The organism is bacterium (assembly GCA_016786595.1).
Taxonomy (GTDB): Bacteria; Bdellovibrionota_C; UBA2361; order SZUA-149; family JAEUWB01; genus JAEUWB01.
The window spans coordinates 1-17,515 of sequence record JAEUWB010000059.1 but is presented as its reverse complement, the minus strand read 5'-3'; the positions used below and the strand labels follow the sequence as shown (position 1 = coordinate 17,515).

18 protein-coding genes are annotated in these 17,515 nt (G+C 45.7%); 15 read left to right on the top strand and 3 right to left on the bottom strand.

What is annotated here, in order from left to right:
• Window positions 1–2: 2 nt before the first annotated feature.
• Complete coding sequence (locus JNK13_10405) at window positions 3–2,216, bottom strand: hypothetical protein (protein ID MBL7663149.1); 2,214 nt, start codon at window positions 2,214–2,216, stop codon at window positions 3–5.
• Window positions 2,217–2,914: 698 nt separating this feature from the next.
• Here JNK13_10405 and JNK13_10400 point away from each other — a divergent pair.
• The 15 genes from JNK13_10400 (at window position 2,915) to JNK13_10330 (ending at window position 16,356) form a co-directional block, all read left to right on the top strand.
• Complete coding sequence (locus tag JNK13_10400; GenBank protein ID MBL7663148.1) at window positions 2,915–4,108, top strand: hypothetical protein; 1,194 nt, start codon at window positions 2,915–2,917, stop codon at window positions 4,106–4,108.
• A gap of 411 nt (window positions 4,109–4,519) precedes the next feature.
• Complete coding sequence (locus JNK13_10395) at window positions 4,520–5,347, top strand: hypothetical protein (protein MBL7663147.1); 828 nt, start codon at window positions 4,520–4,522, stop codon at window positions 5,345–5,347.
• A 12-nt stretch (window positions 5,348–5,359) separates the two neighbouring features.
• Entirely contained in the window at window positions 5,360–5,785 is a 426-nt protein-coding gene (locus JNK13_10390) for a hypothetical protein (GenBank protein ID MBL7663146.1), read from the top strand.
• A gap of 11 nt (window positions 5,786–5,796) precedes the next feature.
• Entirely contained in the window at window positions 5,797–6,546 is a 750-nt protein-coding gene (locus JNK13_10385) for a hypothetical protein (GenBank protein MBL7663145.1), read from the top strand.
• Between the two features lie 20 nt (window positions 6,547–6,566).
• The gene (locus JNK13_10380; protein ID MBL7663144.1) at window positions 6,567–7,370 is read left to right on the top strand and encodes a hypothetical protein; all 804 of its coding nucleotides are present in this window, start codon (window positions 6,567–6,569) and stop codon (window positions 7,368–7,370) included.
• 10 nt (window positions 7,371–7,380) lie between these two features.
• The gene (locus JNK13_10375; protein MBL7663143.1) at window positions 7,381–8,574 is read left to right on the top strand and encodes a TraB/VirB10 family protein; all 1,194 of its coding nucleotides are present in this window, start codon (window positions 7,381–7,383) and stop codon (window positions 8,572–8,574) included.
• A gap of 82 nt (window positions 8,575–8,656) precedes the next feature.
• Window positions 8,657–9,115 carry a hypothetical protein gene (locus tag JNK13_10370; GenBank protein MBL7663142.1) on the top strand — a complete coding sequence of 153 codons (459 nt, stop codon included), beginning with the start codon at window positions 8,657–8,659 and terminating at the stop codon, window positions 9,113–9,115.
• Window positions 9,116–9,132: 17 nt separating this feature from the next.
• Complete coding sequence (locus JNK13_10365; protein MBL7663141.1) at window positions 9,133–9,600, top strand: hypothetical protein; 468 nt, start codon at window positions 9,133–9,135, stop codon at window positions 9,598–9,600.
• Window positions 9,601–9,673: 73 nt separating this feature from the next.
• On the top strand, window positions 9,674–12,403 hold the full coding sequence (locus tag JNK13_10360; protein MBL7663140.1) for a TraC family protein: 2,730 nt from the start codon (window positions 9,674–9,676) through the stop codon (window positions 12,401–12,403).
• Entirely contained in the window at window positions 12,400–12,711 is a 312-nt protein-coding gene (locus tag JNK13_10355; protein ID MBL7663139.1) for a hypothetical protein, read from the top strand. The genes JNK13_10360 and JNK13_10355 overlap by 4 nt, the downstream gene beginning before the upstream one ends.
• A gap of 8 nt (window positions 12,712–12,719) precedes the next feature.
• Complete coding sequence (locus tag JNK13_10350; GenBank protein ID MBL7663138.1) at window positions 12,720–13,046, top strand: hypothetical protein; 327 nt, start codon at window positions 12,720–12,722, stop codon at window positions 13,044–13,046.
• 14 nt (window positions 13,047–13,060) lie between these two features.
• Entirely contained in the window at window positions 13,061–13,456 is a 396-nt protein-coding gene (locus JNK13_10345) for a hypothetical protein (GenBank protein MBL7663137.1), read from the top strand.
• Between the two features lie 3 nt (window positions 13,457–13,459).
• Entirely contained in the window at window positions 13,460–14,122 is a 663-nt protein-coding gene (locus JNK13_10340) for a PH domain-containing protein (protein ID MBL7663136.1), read from the top strand.
• Window positions 14,123–14,168: 46 nt separating this feature from the next.
• Window positions 14,169–15,878 (top strand): SH3 domain-containing protein, encoded by a 1,710-nt coding sequence (locus tag JNK13_10335; GenBank protein MBL7663135.1) that lies wholly within the window; start codon window positions 14,169–14,171, stop codon window positions 15,876–15,878.
• The gene (locus JNK13_10330) at window positions 15,835–16,356 is read left to right on the top strand and encodes a M23 family metallopeptidase (GenBank protein MBL7663134.1); all 522 of its coding nucleotides are present in this window, start codon (window positions 15,835–15,837) and stop codon (window positions 16,354–16,356) included. The genes JNK13_10335 and JNK13_10330 overlap by 44 nt, the downstream gene beginning before the upstream one ends.
• 99 nt (window positions 16,357–16,455) lie before the next feature.
• On the opposite strand, the gene JNK13_10325 is transcribed toward JNK13_10330, so the two are convergent.
• Window positions 16,456–16,956 (bottom strand): prepilin-type N-terminal cleavage/methylation domain-containing protein, encoded by a 501-nt coding sequence (locus JNK13_10325; protein ID MBL7663133.1) that lies wholly within the window; start codon window positions 16,954–16,956, stop codon window positions 16,456–16,458.
• A gap of 213 nt (window positions 16,957–17,169) precedes the next feature.
• On the bottom strand, window positions 17,170–17,515 hold a 346-nt coding region (locus JNK13_10320), incomplete at its 5' end, for a hypothetical protein (GenBank protein ID MBL7663132.1).

The window sequence follows — 17,515 nt, the reverse complement described above, 5'->3', positions numbered from 1 at the left end:
GATTAGACATTCCCTCCAGCAGACACTAAGGCCAAGCGTGAGGCTTTTAATGAAATTAGGTTTCCACGTTTAGCTTGCTCAGCACGCTCAGTTAAGGTTTTCTTGAAATCTTCAATCACAGAAAAGACTTCGATATCATCTGGATGCGGCGAACCTAAGAAGAATCTGTTTTCCCAATCATCACCACATAGTTCTTTGTAGCGGCGCTGCCGTAATGGGACGAGTGCGTCAAAGCCTACGACATGCTGTTCTTCGTCACGTAAGAGGACGATGCCTTGCATTAAGCCGTCAGTCGGCACGGCATCATCTCCGACTCGAGTCGAAAGCCAATTATAACGTGTGAGCATGCGACGCACGACCAACCAACGATTGAGTAAATCTTGTTCCTGGGGTTCGACAGCGAGCAAGCTTGTTCTTCCGCCGCTTTCTGCGGCACTACGCTCGGCTTCCATCGCTTGGCGCTTAAAGCCAGGTAATCGTGCGGAGATACTTAGTGAGGAGATATCGTCACGAGTGCAAGCAATTAGTGTTTGGATGCGTTCTAAGCGTTGACTTGAAATATTTTGCAGGCTGATTTCAATCACGCCAGCAAGTGGTTGGAGAATGACGGATTTATAGACGACACCTTTCCACATTGGGTAGAGGCTTGATTTTTCTTTGGCTGCATCGATTTTTAAGCGTTCGACAATATTGCGCTTCCACATTTCATGAATTTCTTCAATATGCGTGTCGAGCTCCATTAACTCTCCCGCATCTTTGCGCTTCTCATCGACTGCATACAAAATTTCAAGCCAGCCACGCAAGGCACGGGTCGGAATTGACATGTCGATTGGCAATTGCGCACGTCCGAAGTCTCCGTGGCGCCTAGAGCAGATCACAGCTTGGCGAATAATTCTGCGTTCTTCGCCATTATACTCGGTGTGGAAGCTTAAAATTGACTGAATCACGGCGCGTGCTTGGAGGTGTGGATAGCGTGAAACTTGATGAAATAAATCCTTGGTGCGTTCGTAAGTAAAGCCTTTTCCTGCCTCAGTTGCTAAAAAAGCTGCCGCAACCAAATGGGTTGGTAATTTTGCCAGTGCCTGAGAGCGCCGTGGTGTTAGGCTTTGGATTAGTGTTTGCACTAGTTGACTTGTCTGCTTTGATTTTGACCCAACTGCTGACAAGTAGTCACCGAAAAGTGCCTCGAAGCGGTCTTCTGCTAAGGCATCGCCGACCTTGGCCCAAAGATCTTTAAGAATTTGATGTGCTTCAAGTAGTGCTTCTAAGCTGAGACAAGTGTCATGCTCGAGAGTATTATTTCCAGGGGCGACGAAACCTAGTTTTGCTGGGGCTGTATCGACTGACTGACTGTCTTCGGTTGCATCTGTATATTCTTCAGCCGCGCGTTCTTCTTCAACGAATCCAGGGTAATCACGATAGGCTAAAATAATTTGCACTAATTCTTGGGTCGTTCCATTCAGTGCTTGGGCACCGCGTAACATCATTGCAAGTTTATGTTTACTTGCTTCGGCCAGGGAAATTTTCTGTGGAGTGGCAAGTCCTGGAGCAGAAAAATCACTTGCACTAGCTCCACCATTAGGCACAAACGGGGCATAGATTCCCGAATAAAAGGGGCTCACGCCAGGGTCACACACCCCGAGGAAGTCTTTAGTTGGAGTTGGCTTCATGCGATATTTGGTCCAATAAATGCCCAGTGCAATTGCTAACAACCAAAACGGCAAAAAGCTAAATAAAATAAAACCCAAATCGAGGAAAAATATTGTGAGGAAGCGTTCGACGATTCCCGCGGGGCGGCGAATTGTTAAGCGATCTGTTGCGCCGCCGGTGCCGAGCACTGACTGGCAAAAGCGATAGTAGCGATTGGCGAATGATTGTCCGAATGGCAGATAAGTTAGGGTGGAGAATCTGCCTTCTAATTTTAGTTTTAAATTTTCTTCCCAATGCGAGTTAAGCGCGGTGATGTTGGTAGTTTCTTTACTGCTACCAGCGCCGAAAAAGCTTTTCACGCTATTAGTAATATCTTCGATACTGCGCTTGTGCTGACTTGAGGTTTCGGTCCCGATATTTACTGTTTGACGTTTGGGGAGGATGGCAACGCAGATCAGGAGGGCGATGATTGATAAAACTAAAGCCTTGCGTGGAGAGATTTCTCCTTCGCGCTTTTCAACCTCCTTTTGAATCGTGGAGAGACGTTTTGAATAATCAAAAGCCACGTTAATTCTTAACCTTCAGTTTCTACCTTGGTAGAAATCCTTAAACCTATCTTCTCGAACAAATATATTTCACAATTCCAATTAAGGAAATAATCACGCGCTTGCTCGCTGCGGCGAAATTCCTATCAATTGTTATTACGAAATCTTGATAATGTTGCTCTAGAATATTAATTCGTGCCTTAAAAAATTTCAAATTAATACTAAAAGAACTTTGAAAGCCACAAAATATATAATATTATCAATATGTTAAAGAACTATCGAGATATCTCCTAGGCCCCTCTTCAAAAGCCCCCCAAAAGAAGGGGGGCTACTTTCAAACCTTCAAGGCTCTCGCCTGTTTTTGCGAGGTGCAACGCGACGAAGCAATCTCCCGCAATGCAGGATCATGGCCATACCACTGACTTTTTTAGATAAAATATATATTTACTAATTCTCCCAGGGATGCATTTATTTACCGGTAATTTAATGATATTATCCCGACTTTCCTAGCGCTTTGCCTCTAACTAAGTCAAAGCTCTCACCACTAAGTATACGAGTAGAAGCTAACTGTTTTCCCTGAATTGATTTCATAACTCCAAATCGGCCCAGGGAAAGTCTGTAAGATTTTAAGGTTTTCTTGTTTCATTCAACCCAATTCTCTTGGGTACACTCTAGCCGATCATTTCGTCAGCTAAAGTGTACCTAAGGAGAGGTTAATCATGGAACAAAATCGAAAATACTACGAGATTCGCTTATTATTGAGCAATCGCAATATTTCTAAAGCCCTCGAAGCTGCCAAAGTTGAAGGTAGAGAAGCTCTCATCATCGTCATTACCGCCTGCCTTGAAAGTGGTGATATTGGCACAGCTCTAGCCGCTGCCAGAGCTGCAGGTGTCACTCTTGTTGAAGCTGCCGGCAAAGACACTCTCATCAATCACATCAAAGCCTACCTTGAAAATGGATGGCTTGACAAAGCTAAAGTAGCCGCCGAAGCCGCTAACCTCACTCTTGTTGAAGCTGTAGGCAAAATGGCTCTTATCGCTTGCATGAGAAACCACATTGAAAAGGGCCAGACTGGATTTGCCTTGAACGCCGCTAAAGCCGCAGGCAATGAAGCTCTTATCGCTTGCATGAACGCCCTCCTTAAAATGGGCGCGGTTGATGTAGCCTTGGAGGCCGCTAAAGCCGTAGGCAATGAAGCTCTCAGCACTTGCATGAAGGCCTGCCTTAAACAAGGCGCGGTTAATCAAGCCCTCGAGGCTGCTGAGGCCTCAGGTGTCACTCTTCTTGAGGCCGTCGGTGAAAACGCTCTCATTGCTCACGTCAACGTTTACCTTAGTAAGTGCTTGATTGATGAAGCCTTGAAAGCTGCTGAAGCCGTAGGCGTCACACTTCTTGAAGCCGCAGGCAATGAAGCTCTCATTACTTGCATGAAGGTCTGCCTTAAAAAAGGTGCGGTTAATCAAGCCCTAGAAGCTGCTGAAGCCGCAGGTGTCACCCTTCTTGAGGCCGTCGGTGAAGAGGATCTGATCGCTTACATGAACGCCTTCCTTAAAAAGGGCTGGATGAGTAAAGCTGTCAAAGTTGCTAAAGCAGCAGGCAAAGAGGCTCTTATCGCTTGTATCAACTTCTGCGTTAAAAAGGGCTGGATGAATGAAGCCTTGGAAGCTGCTGAGGCCGCAGGTGTCACTCTTCTTGAGGCCGTCGGTAAAGAGGATCTGATCGCTTACATGAACGCCCACCTTAAAAAGGACGCCGCTTATCAAGCTCTCAGCATTGCAACGGCCGCAGGCAAAGACGCTCTGATCATAGTCATGGAATACTGCCAACGCAGGGATCGTCCTGATTACGCCCTCAAAGCTGCAAAGTTACTCGACCAGATCGAAAGGCAAGAAGCTCTCGAAGCAGCTTAAGCCAACTGACCCATCTACGAAGAGGCTGCAAGCTAAAGGTTTTCAACCCAAATCTTGCAGCCTCTTCCCTGACTTTTTCCCCTTAACTTTTTCAATAGAATTTTGGGCCATAATTCTCCCAAAAAGTAGCCCCCCTACTTTTCGAAACTGGCTCATCAAAAAGTAACTCTGCACCCAAAACCTCCTCCTTCCATTCGCTATAAAGCCTCAATTAGAACATAACGCCCTGCAATCATTGGGTAAAATATAAATATTCAATAATTACAGTATGTTACCAGCTAGTTAGTGCAACTGAAGCAACTATTCATAAACTTCAGATAAGCGTTGGAGCACAATTTTATAAGTTGTTGCCATAACTTCTCTAGTAATGCGGTGAGGGTAGACAGAGTAAAGACTCACAAAAGGTTTAATATGAAGTCACGCAAGTTAAATGTTTTATCAAGTATCATTGGTTCATCAGCACTAGTCTTGTTCACACAAGCAGCTTTCGCTGAAACCAACTACGCAACACCAGAACGCAGAGAAGCCGCAGTTGGCCACTACGCCCGCGCCCGCACACTTCTTGTCGAAGCACTTCAAGAATTCGACCGCGGCCGCCGCGTCGCTCGTCCCGACCTTTTAGTTGATGTCGAAGAATGGCGCACATCTGTCATCACTCGCGCAGAAGAATTAAATCGCGTCCTCGACCCAAAACCACGCGTTTCACGATCCGGAGTTCGCTTCAAAGCTAATCCACTGCTAATTCGCGACGAACAAAAACAAAATACTTACGTTTCGCCAGACGGACCACAAGATTCAAATACCTACGGAGAAGAGCAGTTTGAGCGCGAATCTAAAGCAGCTCAGACAAGTCCCACTGTAGTTGCACCATTAAGCTCCGTAACTACTGATACGACAAGCACTAAAGCAGTTACTTCTACTGATTCAACCAGTCCAGCAGTAACCAGCGCAGAACCGGCCCCTGCTGAAACTGTAACAACACCTGAAATTCAGAAAGCACCAACAAGCACTGAAACAACAACAGCTTCAACACCCGATATCAAAGCTGAACTACCAGCTGCGGCACAAGCCCCTACAACCACAGAAGTAGCTGCGCCTACCACAACAACTGATAGTGATGTGGAAAAGGCAATTGCTGAAGCAGTTAAAGCAAGATTAGATAAATATAGCGAAGTTCAAGCGCCCGCAGCAGCGACCACAGAGTCACCAGCCGCAGGCTCAACCACAGCTACAAACTAGGAAACGACAAGCATGTTTGATGACGGTGAAGTAATACAAGGATTAGACGACCGCTGGTCATTTGGCGGAGCCAATGCAGTTGAATGGGCTGTTGGCGTTGTGGTTTTTGTGATCATCGGATCACTTGCACGCACGCCAGCAAGTGCTATGCCTTTAATGCTTTTCGGTTGGATTGGAACTACAGCTACACTAGCTTCAATTCGCAAAATGTTTCCCGATGAAGAACGCGGAGTAAGAAATGCAGCGCTCACAGCAATCGGCATTAGACCACAAGGTATCCCTGCTCCGGCTCGAATTCAGCCAGTCTGGAGCCCCTGTCCACTGCGCCGCGTGCATCCCTCATCAAAATTTTCACGCTTAGGTTTAGAATCAATTTTTCCAACGCTACAAGCTCAGCTTACAGAAGAAGAACAAAACGAAAAGGTTTATAACGGTTAATTTAGAGCATTATGGGAACTGTACAGAAAATAAAGCGAGAAGTACAAGACATTGAACGCATCGCAGGACGTGCAGGGGCTGACACAATTCGCCTCTGGGAGAGCTATCGCGACCAAGCTTACATGTGGCGCGCCCTGGCAATGATTCAAATCCCCACAACGTTTGTAGCCATTGCCGCTGCCTTAATCATGTATTTTTTTGCCGATACCGTAATCGAAGTCCCAGAGCGTCCACAGCCTGGTAACTACTCCGTGAAACAGCTCCCCGATAGTGAATTTACTAGTGTAGCAACAGAAGTTGTTAACTTAATTGGTTCGTATCAGCCAGCAACAGCGCGCCGACAGTTTTCTACTGCGCGCAAGTATCTTTGGGAACCAGCTTTAACTTTATTTGAAGAAAAAATGATGAAAGATGAACTCCGTACAGTTGAAGAAACTGGCCGCTCGCAAATCTTTTATGTCGACCCGAATCAAACAAAAATCACACGCTTCCCTGAGCAAGATAAAGTCGAAGTGCGCGTTCAAGGTAATCGCTTAAAATTAATTGGCGATAAACCACTACCTGCTGACTACCTAGCTTACTACATCACGATGACAACGATCCCGCGCAATGAACACAATGAATACGGGATTGTCGTAATCGATGTTAAGTTAAGAAAGCTTGAGCAAACTAACGAGCTCCAACTTGAAGATCGCAAACAAGCAGTTCAAGAGGTGAAAGCAGCTAAACAAGCTGATGAAGCTCGCCGGAAAGGTCAATAATGGATTTGAGGATGTTGTCTATGAAAAGAAGTAACCGTTTATCTTATGCTACTCTCAGCTGCCTGGCAGCGACAATCTTAGTAAGCTCATCAGCGCTAGCTCGCGATTTATATTACACTGGCAACGAGCAAACGATTTACGTAAAGCCAGGTGAGCCTACCCAAGTTAACTTCCCTGACGATATCGAAGGCGGCTTTAAGCGTAAGAATTCTTCACTCGCGCTAGAGCGCCAAAACAATTTTCTTGTGCTTTTTGCTCAACCAACTCTGCCGCCTGAAGGTGAAGGATTGATTGTCCATACCGAAGATCAGCGCAGTTATGCACTGCGCATTATTCCATCTTCGGACGAGCACCCACGTGATGATTTTGTAAAAATCACTGATGACAGACCAGCCGAACGTGAAGAAGTTTCTGAAGACGCATCACCAGAAACAACAAACCAACCAACTGGTTTTGCGCCACCGACTATTGTCAGCGGCCTTGTGCGCGAAATGATTCTGGTCTCAGAATTTGGCAAGAAAAAAGGCATTACCGGCTATCGCCGCTCTAACCGCTATACTGGAGAGACCGTGCTCCATGATGGTGCGATTAAAGCAACGATTGACGAGATTTTTATGGGTTCAGACCTATGGGGTTATGTCTTAAGCGTAGAAAATCTACTGGAAACCAACCAGAAGATTAACCCTGCAACATTTAGACTCGATGGCACGCGTGCAGTCTCTGCGCAAAACTGGGAATTAAGCCCGCGACCTGAAAATGCAGAGCAAGACTTAGCAGCGAAGCACAAGGGTAAAGTTTATATTGTAACTCGCGCAAAGCGTTAGAGGTTAGTTTATGAAGCAAAAAATTGAAGATTTAAAACTACTGTTACAAAATGACAAGCGACTTTGGGTTGCGTTTGGCATCATTGCTTTGATGATTATTTTTACACTGTTTTCCAACAACAGTTCGCTACGCATGCCTCGGCCCTCAACGGTGGCAAACAATACAGGTGGCAATCAGGGAGCAGATTCAAATGAAGCATACCGCGACCTGACAATGGCTTTTCGCCAAGATATTGAAACTTTGTCCAAGCAAAGTCAGCAAAATACTGAGGTCATGAATAAGCTCTCCAATGACCTTGCCGATCATAAAGCGCGCGCGACTGGAGTTTTTGAAAGCTTAACAAATAAGCTCGAAGAAGTTTCACGCGAAATGACCAAAGTTCAAGAGCGTTCAGCTTCAATTCCTGATACTTCTGGAAGTGGGAATGGCGGGTCGGGCGAAGCCGCACTTGGTGGCGAAGCCGATTCACTAGAAGCAATCGGATTTCAAAAGGCAACTGTGCCTCCTCCACCAGCGCCAGATAAGCCGCTAAGAATGTCTGTGATCTCTCCTGGCGACGTTGTTCCAGTAAAATTACTAACTGGCGTGAATGCACCAGTTGATGGAACTCCATACCCAGTGGTTTTTAAGCTCGACGGCCCGATTACTGGACCTGATGGCTCAAGCCTCGACATTGGTGAGGCGCGCTTAATTGCTGCGGCTCAAGGTTCAGAAGCCGATAGTCGTGCGCTCTTTCGTTTTACAAATCTGTCACTACGTCACAAAGACGGACGCCGTTCAAATGTTAAAGTTGACGGCTGGGTTGTAGGCGAAGATGGAGTGCGTGGAATGTCTGGCGAATTAATTGACAAGCTTGGACGTTTGATTGCTGCAACTGCCGGTGTAAGCTTTGCCGCTGCGCTCGGTGAGCGTGTCGAAAACGCTGGCAAAAAAACCATCATTCAACCCTTTGGCTATGGTTATGCCTACGAACAAACATATAGTGGAAAAGCACTCGACTTTGCCGGCGCATCAGCTGTCACTGACGCGGCAAATCGCCTTGGTCAAATTTTACTCGATCGCTATGAAAAACTCATTCCAGTAGTAGAAATTTTACCTGGACGTCAAGTCGTTGCGGTGTTTTCTTCTTCGACTGAAATTGAAATGATCGATGATGATAGTGAAGGTGAAGGAATTTACGCAGCCTCTTCGCGCATGGACTAGCGGCTGGTCACAATCAACTGAGTTAAAAGGATTTGCAGGATAGATTAAAATTTAAGTAAAGATGATGAAGGATGTATCGGTTATGAAAAAGTATCTTACAATCTTAGCAGCGCTTTTGTTTATCGCTGCAAGCACTGGATGCTCAAGCAAAAAATTTGAGGTGCTAAATCCTTACAACGATTCTTCAAGTTCTGAATACGGCGAACGCTCTACCAAAGCACTGATTGAAGAAACCGGCGGTGGTGGTGGCGCTGACAATGCTCGTCATGCTTTAAACGTGATGGGTCAATATCGTTCAGCACAAGCTCCAGAGCCTTATTACCCAGTGGTGCAACCTGCTGAAGTGCGCTTAATGTGGGTCCCTGACCATCTTACGAAGTCTGGCGACTTAGTGCCTGCACACTACTACTATTTACGTGTATTAAACGATCGCTGGGCGGTACAAGACGCATACGACCTCGAGCAACAACTGAATCAAGGCAGCTCTGCTTCAGGCGCTACACCGTGGATCTATAAAGATGGCAAGGGCGGCAAACGCTAAACAAGAGAATTTTTATTATGGACGTTAGATATTTGCTAGTTTGTCTGATTATCTTGACGAGTTGTACTTCCAGTACTTCGCGACCAATTGAAATCAAAGAACAATCTTATCCGTACGCATTCAGACAACTACCACCAGAACCAGTCTATAACCGCTTGCGCTGGAGCCAAACCCCGCAGCCAACTGAAGGCTATGCCGAGCACAAAGATTCTCCATATCTTCGGCCAGTTATCGCTGCTGACCTAAAAAAATCTAGTCTTTCTGAAGCAGTAGAGGCTATAGCTCAGACTTTAGGATATCGGGCCTTTTATCCGAACGACATTGCGAAACGTCGTGTCTCGATTAGGCAAGATGGCTCGATCGAAATGATTACCAGTGAAATCGAAAAACAAGCAAATGTGTCGATTGAACTGAGTCATAATGATAAAATAGTTCGGGTAGTTGACCGTGAGATCACCCCTCAGTTGCCGCCAGCCGCAAAATAAGAGCAGCAGGCAGCGAGGGCTAAACAAGAGGTTTTAATAAGACAGTAATAACTGTCTTATAGGATGATGTGCTATGAGCATCACAAGATTGACGAGAAAACGTTTATACGAAGATGAAGCGCTCTTTAATGAGCTCTTACCGTATGTAAAGTGGGACAGCGAGCAGCAGGTCTTTTTGCATTCTGACGCTTCGTTGTGGTCAATTTGGCAACTTCAACCTCTACTACTCACCTCAACTTCTCCAGAAACTGCTTATCAAACTTGCCAAACAATTCAAGAATTAATTGATTCACTCGATCATAAAATTTCAGTCCAGTTTTGCTGGGTCACTTCATTTGATGTACAAGACACGCTCGATCGTTGCATCAACGATTATCCAACCACTGGAGTCCCTGGTTGGATGGCACGACGCTGGATTCGCATGCTTAAATCTTCGGCTAACTCCGAGTACATTGAGCGTCGTGTCAGAAAAATCAAACTACTTGTTTGTTTTCGCAACGACCCACCGTGGATCATGCATTCATTTATCGATCAACTTAAGTCAACCGCCCGGTTACTTGTCCATGGCGTGCGTGACCCGCGCGAAGAAACTGATCGTCAAACCGAGTATCGACGCTTCTGCGAACAATTTCGTGGCGAAGTCGATGGCAAAATTGCACGCATGGTTGACCTTGGACTTTACGCTCAACGCCTCGATGGCCAAGCGCTAATTAATACACTCTATCCCTTACTTAATCGACGCAGCACTAAGGGTGGAAAATTTAAACGCGGGCGTTATAACGCAGTCCCGGTTCCGACGTATGATCACGACGATATTCTAGCCAATCAAATTTCAGACACGCCAGCTTATCACCCCGAAGATGGTTACTTGGTTAAGGATGGCCGCGTCTATCATACAGTCAGTATGGCTAAAGCTCCAAAGCAGTGCTTACCTCTCATGACTGTGCCGCTACAAAGTATTCCTGGAGAGTCGGTTTTCGCTGTGACTTTTTCACGCGATCCAAAAGAGACTCAACTTAAACGACTTGACCGTTTAGATTTCTTTCTAGGACTACGTGCCAGCTCTCCGATGGGCCGTAGCAATCAAAAAATCATCCACGATATTCGTAATATCCGCACCGCACGGGAAGAATTATATTCAAACCGTTCGCAAATTGTGCGAGTAGGCATGCACCACGTGCAAATCTCGGGCAACCTGGACGAGGCACGCCGATCTGCAAGCGAAGTTCAAGCCATGTTTCCGGCACTAAACGGTGCTCGTGGTATGTCGCATATGATTAGCGACTTGGGCGTGCTCTTAAATGCTTTACCCGGCGCCTATGACCCAACGACTGATGGACCAGGTTGGACCTGCTCGATGCAGTCTTCACGCGCAGCACGATTGATTCCGCTTTGGGGTAACTGGCGCGGTAGTAAAAACTCGCTTTTCGTCCTGCCTTCACTGTGGAATCGCGAATTAGTTAATTTTGATTTATTCGACTCGAATATCGCTCCAAACGTAATTATTAGTGGTGTTTCTGGTGCTGGTAAGAGTTATCTACTTTGTTTTTTAATTATCACCCTTGCCCGTGGACACTATTCGCAGCGCCCTGACGGCGCACGCGTGGAACGCCCACCAATTATTTTCGTCTTCGATAAGGGCATGCCGAATCAACCTTGTGGCTTTGAGCGCTTAGCTAGACTTTTTGGCGGACGTATTTATCAGGCAACACCATCACGCGCTCCAGCAATGAACTTCCTTGCGCGACTTGGAGAGCTAGATCCTGATCGCACTAACGAAGATTTTAAAGACCTCTTAGATGTCTGCGTGGATATTATCTGCGACATGGCCAGCGAGAAAAATACGACAGTATCTCGGGTGCAACGTAATGAAATCATTGAATCACTCACTGAAGCTCATTATCGCTACCGTCACGGCGCGCGCGATCGTGAGTTTCTCCTACGCGATATCCTAAAAGTGCTGAAAGAACCTCCGCGGCCAAATGAGACCGAAGACAATTTTAGAATGCGCCAGGAGCTTGCTGTCTTGATGCGCGAATACTATGGCGACGGAACATATGCACGATTCTTTGACCGTGCGGGAAGTCTCGAGCTCAAAGAGCGCTTTATCGTGTTTGACTTGAAAGGTTTAAGTCGCAATCCGGACTTACAACGCGTCTTCTTAAAAGTCGCCATGCTCTGGGCTGACACCGTAATGAACGACCCAACTGAGCTAGATACCCGTAAATTGCTGGTATTCGATGAAGCACATGACCTAGTCGGTAAGACCGCTGCGGGAGTTGTTGAGGCGGCATTCAGACTATATCGTAAGCGTAAGGGTATCGTCATTGCAGCTTCGCAGTCGGGAGAAGATTTCTACGTGGGTGAAGGCGGACAAGCAATCGTGCAGAATAGCTCGCACAAAATCTTCCTCAAGCAGGACCCTTCAAAATTTCATATGACAGCTAAAGCCTTTAACCTCAATAAAGAGCAGGCTGAAACTATTATGCGTCTCAATACTGTCAAAGGCATTGAATCGCAGTTTTTCTTACTCTCAGATATTGGCGAAGCTGCCTTAGTGCTCCCGCTTGAACCAGCATTTTATTGGGTTTCAACCAATAACGGTGACGACAACCAGCTCTTCTCGGCATTAATCGATGAACAAGAAGGTGATTTTGTGCGTGCCTTGCAACGCGCCGTAATGATCGCCCCGCATGGCGCAGAAGAATTTGCGCGCCGGCGCCGACATTATGAAGCAATGCGCCGCGAACAAGCCGCAACGCAAGGTCGACAACTACAATTAAAGGAAGGGAATGCGTCATGAAAAACACATTCAAATTAAATTCAGTAGCAATTCTACTGCTCAGTTTATCTACTACAACTATGCTCAGTGGCTGTGCACTTTTCAAAAAACGACCAATTGAGCCAGTGATTAAAGAGGTAGAAGGCCCAGCAGTGCCTGGAACAGTTCATGAGGTTTGGACTGAACCAATGCATGACACGGTTCGTGTTCCAGCAGGACTTGACCCCACGGGCACATATTATCGCCCCTCACATAATACAGTTGTAGAGATTCGCCCTGGACGAACACAAAAAGTTGAATATCCAGAAACTGATCAGGTAAAGGAGTAAATGTCCTTATGCAAAAAATAGTTTATCAAATCTCTACAATCCTAAGTCTTTGTGCCTTAGTAACTTTGTCTGGATGTAGTCGTACAGCATCCTGCCCTCCGGGCACACCTGGAGGACCAACTGTGATTACGGTCGTGAATGATGCTCCAATTCCTCCTGGCACCACCCAGTACTGCTGGGAAGAGCCAATCGTCGAGACAGAAGAAAACGGACCGGGACTCGATCAAGATGGATTTTATTATAAACCACGCCACACGGCAGTGCGCGAAGTGCGTCAAGGTAAATGGCGGCCCTGCGCACCGGGTGAAAAGCCCCAGAATGTTACTGTTAACTAATAACAGAGGATCTTATGGATAAGAAAAAAGTTGTTGATATCGTTTTAATGAAACCCGCATTTAGCATGCGTAACCTGACGTCGCTCTTGTTAGTTGCCTTCTTTTTTGGTGTCTATGCAATGGCGGGAGGGAAAGTCACTTCGATTCCGCGCGTTAAAACCGGTGGCGAATTTGGCACTGTGCGCTCAACTCCCAACCTTGATAGCGGCACTCAGGCAGTGGTGACTGATAATAAAAAGCCAGCTGATCGCGCACTTGTAATCGAAACATCTGCTCCAGGCAGTGCTGCAACTACTCAGCCCACAAGCACTCAAGACCCTGCCGGCATTCGCAAACCCGAGCCCGGTGATGCACTATCAGACATCGAAGCTAGATTAAATCGCATTCAACCTTCAGGTACTAATAGGTAGTCTATGAGTTCTAAAAAAGAACAAATTCGCAACCAGAATGTCTTTCTCGAAGAAGAACGAGATACTAGTGCAGCCGAGGACTTCGATGCGACTGCAATTGAGGTCGCTAGTCCAGGAAATCGCTACTATTTCTTTCCTGCCTGGCGCGCACAAATTTTCGAGTTGATTAGTTTTTTTGCGCTTTCTTATGTTTGTATTCAACTTACGAAGTATTTTGAAGGTAGTTCAATTTACTCTCTAGTCGTTGTGCCCGGTGAGTTATTCAGTTTTGGAGACAAAACTTACATGATGCACTTACCGCTCTTGACACTTATTCCAGGGTTTGTGCTCACCAAAATTTTGTATTTCATGTACAATGCAAAATATATTATCGACGAACGCGGAGTTGAAGCACAGATTGGCCTAGTTTCACTTAAACTCAGACAGCCGCGACTACGCTACGAAGACATTCGCGGTGTCGAACCAGTGCAGACAATCCTACAAAGAATTTTAGGAATCGGCGATGTACATATCGGTAGCGCCGCTCAACAAGAAGTTGAAATTATCATGGAGGGCATACCCGACCCGCGCAAGGTACAATTACTTGTACAAGGTGCACGCGACCGCCGCATTAGAAATTTACAAAAGAAGTCATTTGAATCCGAAGAACTAGTTTCCAGTGACTAAACGACGCAGAGGCGTCTGCAACTAAAAGGTTTTTTACGAGGTTGTTGTGGAAAAAAATATTTTTGAAACTGAAGCGGAAAGCGCTCATACTGAGGTGGCAAAACTGTCACCTCGAGTTCAACTCAGTCAAGCTAAATTGAAAGTCCTCGCGCTAGGACTAGTCACAGGCGCATTAATTTTTTTTACCCTGTTTTCAAAGTCAACAAACTCAGGCTCAGCAAGCAGTCAAAATGATCCCAATCTCGTTGTAGGTTTTACTGATTCTAGTCCGACAAATCCTGCTCCAACTACTGAGCCAGTAATTAAAGAGCTCGAAGCGCCAGTTGTAAATAATCTAAACTCGACAGATTCAGCTCCTAGCCCAACAAAGGCTCATCCCGAAAACTTAACGCCTCCGGACAATAGCAGCGAATTTATTCCAATTTACCAAGTATCTCTACTCCGTAAGGAACTTGAAAATGAAATTGCAAGCCTTAAGCAAGCCTTAAGTGCAAAGGATCAACAGCTTAACGCACTTAAAGCCACAACAATTGTTCCTGGTGACCCAGCAAGTGAAATTCGTCGACGTGAAGATGCATTACTCAACTTGAATACAAAATTTCAAGAATTAAAGAATAAGTACGACCTTGAAATGCAAAGCTCAAAGGCAATTAAACAAGCTCTGGCTGATATGCAAAGTGGTTCCGCGAATTATACTAAAGAAATCGCCCAATTGAAGACTGAGTTACGTAACTCTCGCGACGAAATTTCTCGGCTGCTTTTAGAAATTCGAGAAAAAGGCACTAGCGAAAAGGAACTCTCGCTCCATAAACAACAACTACTTGATGCGCATAAAGACATTCGCGACCTCAAAGCAAGCCTAGAAGCCAGCAAAACCTTAACTACAAATAATTCTTACTTACGCGCTGAGATTGCCAAGGCAGAAAAAGAACTTTCCGACTTACGCATCAAAAGCAGCGAATATGATAAATATAAACCAGTCCTCGAAACAGCTTTAGAACGCATCAAAACACTGTCAAAAGAAAACGCTGAATTTAATCTTAAAATCACCGAACTCTCAAAAAATTCTACAGAAAAATCGCATGCCTTAGAAACCACGACAAAAGAACTAGCTGACTTGAAAATTAAGGCGACTACCAGCGAAAAGAATCTGCAAGAGTTAATTGCCAAGAGTGATACAAGCAACACTGAACTTGAAAAGCTTAGAGCTGAATTAGCAACGCTTCGTCCACGCGCCGAACAAGCAGATAAACTCGAAAGCGACCTCGTCAACACTCGTAACGAATTACTACTCAAACAAACCGAACTAAGCGCATTAACAGAAACAGCCTCACCAAACCGCAAGTCAGACACAAGGGTCAATGCCCGCGCGCAAACAGCTGATGTTCAACCGCAAATTGTTGCCGCAGATGTGGCTCTCGTTGAAATCATCGCAGAAAAAGCAAACCTAAGAAGTGGCCCCGGCGAAGAACATTCACCTGTAATGCAACTACAAAAAGGAGCACGACTTACTGTCGAAGCAATTCAAGGCGAATGGATTCGAGTACTAACTCCTACCGGCGGCCGTGCATATGTTCGTAAAGATGTCACTCGCAACGTTGGCGCAAACTCTCCTACTCCAGCCGCACGCGGAATGCGCGGCGATGATAACTTCAACATCCTTGCAAACGAAGCCAAATCAGACTCTAACAACGACGACCCAGAAGTAGAAGATGCTTTCAAAACACTTAAAAATAGCTTCCAAAAAGATAATTAGTTTATACCTAATTATCGCTTACTGCGCTGCACCGCTGGCAATCGCAAGCCCGCTACGCACAGAGCTTGGAATGTTTGTTTTCCCGCTAATGGCAGCAAAGCTTTCTAGCAAGTATGGCACACGCAAGCATCCGGTCTACCGCTACGTCAGGCACCATAATGGCGTTGACCTCCAAGCACCCGAAGGCAGCCACGTCCGCGCTGTTAAAAACGGCCAAATCGTCTTTGCTGATAACTACGCAGGTTACGGTAAACTCGTCACAATCGACCACGGCAACGGCTACGCCTCACTTTACGGTCACCTTGATGAAATCTTAGTCAACCCCGGCACAATCGTTAAAGCAGGCACTCTGATCGGGCGAGTCGGTAGCACCGGCATCTCAAGCGGCCCTCACCTCCACTTCGAATGGCGCCAAAACGGTAAATCCATCGACCCACTAAAAGTTTTCCCTAACCTCACCAGCTCTGCCGCCGGCTAGCTTGCTTATCTGTAAAAGGTGAAATTAATGTTATTTATCGTCCCTAAAATTAAGTAATGACTATTGCAACTTTTACTAATTTTTCTTTCTGTTAATTCACTACCAAGCGCGTGCTACGCAGCTGCCATCTCCATTCTCTTCGCAGTTGCCCATCGCTCCGCCAGGACCATAATTACTATAATAAGTTGTAGTTTCGCCTTCTTCATTCGAAGAGACGTAGCATTTTGAACCACGCAGGTGGCCGAATGTCCCCTTCCAACTCCAGCGCGACAATACACCATGTCCATTATCAAATGGGTCAAGAGAATTATCATCTGGGTTCATGAGATTAATTCTGACCTGATCATTATTCCACGTAAAACCGTGATTGCGTAAATTTTCACATAAATAAGTATATTCGTGCTGCTCGGAATAATAACTTTCCTCAGCTAATCTTATTTTGTGAATGTGGCTTATTGCCATAGCATCATATGCCTTCTTTTTGTATTCAGCATACTGGGGAATTACAATTGAAGCTAAAATACCAAGGCAGACTAGGCACATTAAAAGTTCCACCAAAGTCATTCCCGCGTTGTTAATCCCAGCGCTATTAACTTTCACCACTACTCCTTCGCTATATTAGCTATGTTGTTAGCTATGTTATGTATCGACATCAATTGCCTCAGTCTAAATAAGAGAAACTCGCGTCTAGTACTAAGTAGTACTCGCATTTGATACCAATGGCCAAAAGTTTTTTCGGTTAATAAAACTTTCGTCAACGGGTATGTACTTTTTGTCCAGTAAAATCAGTTGCTGGACAGTTAGACTGATTGCCTAAACACAATTATCGGATTGCAGCTTAGACTGCCCGCCAAGGAAATACTCCCGCCTCACAAAAACAGAAAAACCCTGGTCGCGGTCTTCGTCATGATAAACACGACACCACTCTTGCCCAGCAAAAAGTATCGACGTTAAAGGATAACGTGTGGGCCAGATAATTGTCTGCGGATTAATTAAGTTGATGTATTCCCGCCAGCGATAATTCCCAGCCCAGGCCGATTGAAATGCCTTTAATACGCTCTGGTCACCCACATTCGTGCGACCATCAATTGACACTAAGCGGCGCGGTCTGGCCTGGGCATCCATATAACGATACATCAAATAGCCACCTTCATTAAAG